This is a genomic window from Blautia sp. AF19-13LB, from assembly GCF_003479105.1.
Taxonomy (GTDB): domain Bacteria; phylum Bacillota; class Clostridia; order Lachnospirales; family Lachnospiraceae; genus Fusicatenibacter; species Fusicatenibacter saccharivorans.
This window is the reverse complement of record NZ_QUGO01000044.1, coordinates 1-276: the sequence shown is the minus strand read 5'-3', so window position 1 is coordinate 276 and position 276 is coordinate 1. Positions and strand designations below refer to the sequence as shown.

The following is a 276-nucleotide window of genomic DNA, read 5'->3' as shown; positions in this document are numbered from 1 at the left end:
CCGGGTAACGCCGCAGCCGCCAGTACAGGAAAAGGAACAGGCAGACCTTGACGCTTCCGCAGCTATACCGACCACCGCCACAGAGCAGCCCCCGGTTCTCCCGATTATCCTATCTTCTGAAAAGCCCGCTGACAAGATGAAAGAGATTACCGACCGACTGGAACAGGGGATTTTAGGACTGTATGAAAGCGACCGTTACGCCGACTATCTGCGTACTATGTCAAAATTCCATGATTACAGCCTTAACAATACAATCCTTATCGCCATGCAGGGCGG

General features: G+C 52.5%; 1 protein-coding gene. It reads left to right on the top strand.

The annotated features are described in order from the left end of the window. The coding region (locus DWX32_RS20350; RefSeq protein WP_243037642.1) for a hypothetical protein at positions 1–276 on the top strand (276 nt) is incomplete at both ends.